We start from the raw sequence: 3,178 nt of genomic DNA on the forward strand, positions 1-3,178 counted from the left end.
GGAGTTGCGGTGCGCTGCGGCTGCGGGGTCGCCCGCGCAAAACGGCGCGCCACACCCGACTCCCCGTCGGCCGGACGGCCGAAACGGCTGCCCGCACCGTAGGAACCGCCGCCCGGAGCGCCATGTCCGCCGGCCTCGTAACCGCGGCCTGCGGCACCCTCCTGCCGCTTCTGCTGAAAGCGGTAGTCGAAGCGGCGGCGCAGTTCGTCGATGGCCGACGTCCCGTCGCCGCCGGCCGGACGCCGCGACGCCTCGGCCGAGAAATCGACATCGGAGTCGATGTAGCGCGGGTCGATCTCGCGCAGGAACCGGCTCGGGTGCGAGAACTCCATGTTGCCCCAGCGGAAGCGCATCTCGGCGAAGGAGATCGTCGCCGAGACCTTCGCCCGGGTCAGCGCCACATAGAACAGGCGCCGCTCCTCCTCCATGCCGTCGGCCGACTCCGAGGCCCGCTGCGACGGGAAGAGGTTCTCCTCCATGCCCACGATGTAGACATATTTGTATTCGAGCCCCTTGGCCGAGTGGACGGTCATCAGCGTCACCTTGTTGCTGTCCTCGGGGTCGTCCTTGTCCATGTCGGTCATCAGCATGACGTTCTGCAGCCACTCCTCGACGGTCGCCTCCTCCTCGGCCGTGCGCTCGCCGCCGCGGATCTCGGCGTCGCGCTGCTCCTTGAAAAGCTGCATCGAGTTAAGCAGCTCCTCGATGTTGTCCAGGGCCGACGTCGCCTCGGGGGTGTTCTCCGTGCGGTAGGCGGCGATGATGCCCGAACGCGAGGCGATCTCCATACCGAAGTCGTAGAGCCCCTTGTCGTTGCGGGCGAGCGACAGCGCGCGGATCATCGCCACAAACTCCGCGACCTTGCGCGCGATGGTCCGCTGCACGGGGTCGGTCACCGGCTCGGCAACCAGCGCATCGACCGCCTCCCACATCGACACGCCCCGTTCGGCGGCCAGCTGCGCGATGCGCTGCACGGTCGTATCGCCGATGCCGCGGGCCGGGTAATTGACGATGCGGCGGAAGGCCTCGTCGTCGCGCGGGTTGATCACCAGGCGGATGTAGGCCAGCATGTCCTTGATCTCCTTGTGGTCGTAGAAAGACGAGCCCTTGTAGATGCGGTAGGGGATGCCGCGGCGGCGGAGGTTGTCCTCGAGCACGGCCGACTGGTTGTTCGTGCGGTAGAGGATCACCGCCTCGGACCAGGCATCGCCGGCCGCGCGCACCTTGTCGCGCAGATCCGAAACCACCATCTCGGCCTCCTCTCGGTCGGTATAGGCCTTCAGGATACGGATCTTCTCACCCACGTCGCCCGCCGAGAAGCAGTGCTTGTCCATGCGCTTCGAGTTGCGCACGATGACCGAATTGGCCGCCTCGACGATCGTCCGCGTCGAGCGGTAGTTCTGCTCGAGCTTGAAGACCTTCGCGTCGGGGAAATCCTTCTGGAACGAGAGGATGTTCTCGATCTTCGCCCCGCGGAACGAGTAGATCGACTGCGCGTCATCGCCCACGACGCAGACCTTCGAGTGGAGCTGCGAGAGGCGGCGGATGATGACATACTGCGCATAGTTGGTGTCCTGGTACTCATCGACCAGGATGTATTTGAAGAGCTCCTGGTAGCGCGCCAGCACGTCGGGGCAGTCGCGCAGCAGGATGTTGGTCTGCAGCAGCAGGTCGTCGAAGTCCATCGCGCCGTTGCGCTTGCACCGCTGGCAGTAGATGTTGTAGATGTTGCCGAATTCGGGGATCTGCGCCTGCCGGTCCTCGGCGGCGTAGACCGAGTTGGCCAGATAGGCCCCCGGCGTCACGAGGCTGTTCTTGGCATAGGAGATGCGCGAGGCGATGGCGTTGGGCTTGTAGCGGTCGTCGGAGAGGTTCAGCTCGCGGAAGATCGTCTTGAGCAGGTTCTTGCAGTCCGACGGCTCGTAGATGGTGAACGACTCGGGGAAACCGATGCGGTCGGCATTCTCGCGCAGGATCCGCGAGAAGACCGAGTGGAAGGTACCCATGCGGATGTAGCGGCTGCGGCTGTCGGGCAGCATCTGGGCGATGCGCGAGCGCATCTGCTCGGCCGCCTTGTTCGTAAAGGTCAGGGCCAGAATGTTGTACGGCGCAACGCCCTGCTCGATCATGTAGGCGATGCGCGAGGTCAGCACGCGCGTCTTGCCCGACCCGGCTCCGGCGATGATGAGCGACGCGACGTCGTAGTTCTCGACGGCGGCTCGCTGGGCGGGGTTCAATCCTTGTAGTATCTGCGATTCCATAAACTGGTGCAAAGATACCGCAAAATCCCGTCACGGCACAGCCCGGGGCAAATATTTTTCGAAGCCCGGGCGATACCCCGCCGGAGGCTTCCCTGCGGGGCTTTCCGCACGGTGCGCCTCCCACCGGCAGCAGGCCGCAGTGCCCGGAGAGAGGACTGCGGGAGCCACGCCCGCGGACGGAAGCGAGGAAGTTTTCGGAAAAAATTTGTACTTTTGCAATAATATCGGTGAGCGGCCCGTTATGGAAACGCACACGCGAAGCGATTTAGGAATACTATCAAACAGATAAACATGAGCGAAGTCATCAACATCAAGGAACTCAACGAGCGCATCGAACGCGAATCGGTCTTCGTCGATACGCTGCGCACCGAAATGGGCAAGGTAATCGTCGGCCAGGGCCACCTGGTCGATACGCTGCTGATCGGTCTGCTCTCCAACGGGCATATCCTGCTCGAAGGCGTCCCGGGACTGGCCAAGACGCTGGCCATCACGACGCTGGCCAAGGCCGTCGATGCCGGGTTCTCGCGCATCCAGTTCACCCCCGACCTGCTGCCCGCCGACCTGATCGGTACGCTCATCTACTCGCAGAAGAGCGAGGACTTCATCGTCAAGAAGGGCCCGATCTTCGCCAACTTCGTCCTCGCCGACGAGATCAACCGTTCGCCGGCCAAGGTGCAGTCGGCGCTGCTCGAGGCGATGCAGGAGCGCCAGGTGACCATCGGCGAGAACACCTACCCGCTGCCGCAGCCCTTCCTCGTACTGGCCACGCAGAACCCCCTGGAACAGGAGGGAACCTACCCGCTGCCCGAGGCGCAGGTGGACCGTTTCATGCTCAAGGCCCGCATCTCCTACCCCAACAAGCAGGAGGAGCGCGACATCGTGCGCATGAACCTCGAGGGGCTCGAAAAGAAGAGCGT

2 protein-coding genes are annotated in these 3,178 nt (G+C 63.8%); one reads left to right on the forward strand and one right to left on the reverse strand.

Translation table 11 applies throughout. The annotated features are described in order from the left end of the window. The coding region (locus tag QZL63_RS06755; protein ID WP_290586332.1) for an ATP-dependent helicase at positions 1-2,261 on the reverse strand (2,261 nt) is incomplete at its 3' end. Positions 2,262-2,552: 291 nt separating this feature from the next. On the opposite strand from QZL63_RS06755, the gene QZL63_RS06760 reads away from it, so the two are divergent. Then, positions 2,553-3,178: AAA family ATPase (locus tag QZL63_RS06760; RefSeq protein ID WP_290586335.1), on the forward strand; the 626-nt coding region annotated here is incomplete at its 3' end.

It is taken from the genome of Alistipes sp. CAG:268, from assembly GCA_000434235.1.
Classification (GTDB): Bacteria; Bacteroidota; Bacteroidia; order Bacteroidales; family Rikenellaceae; genus Alistipes; species Alistipes avistercoris.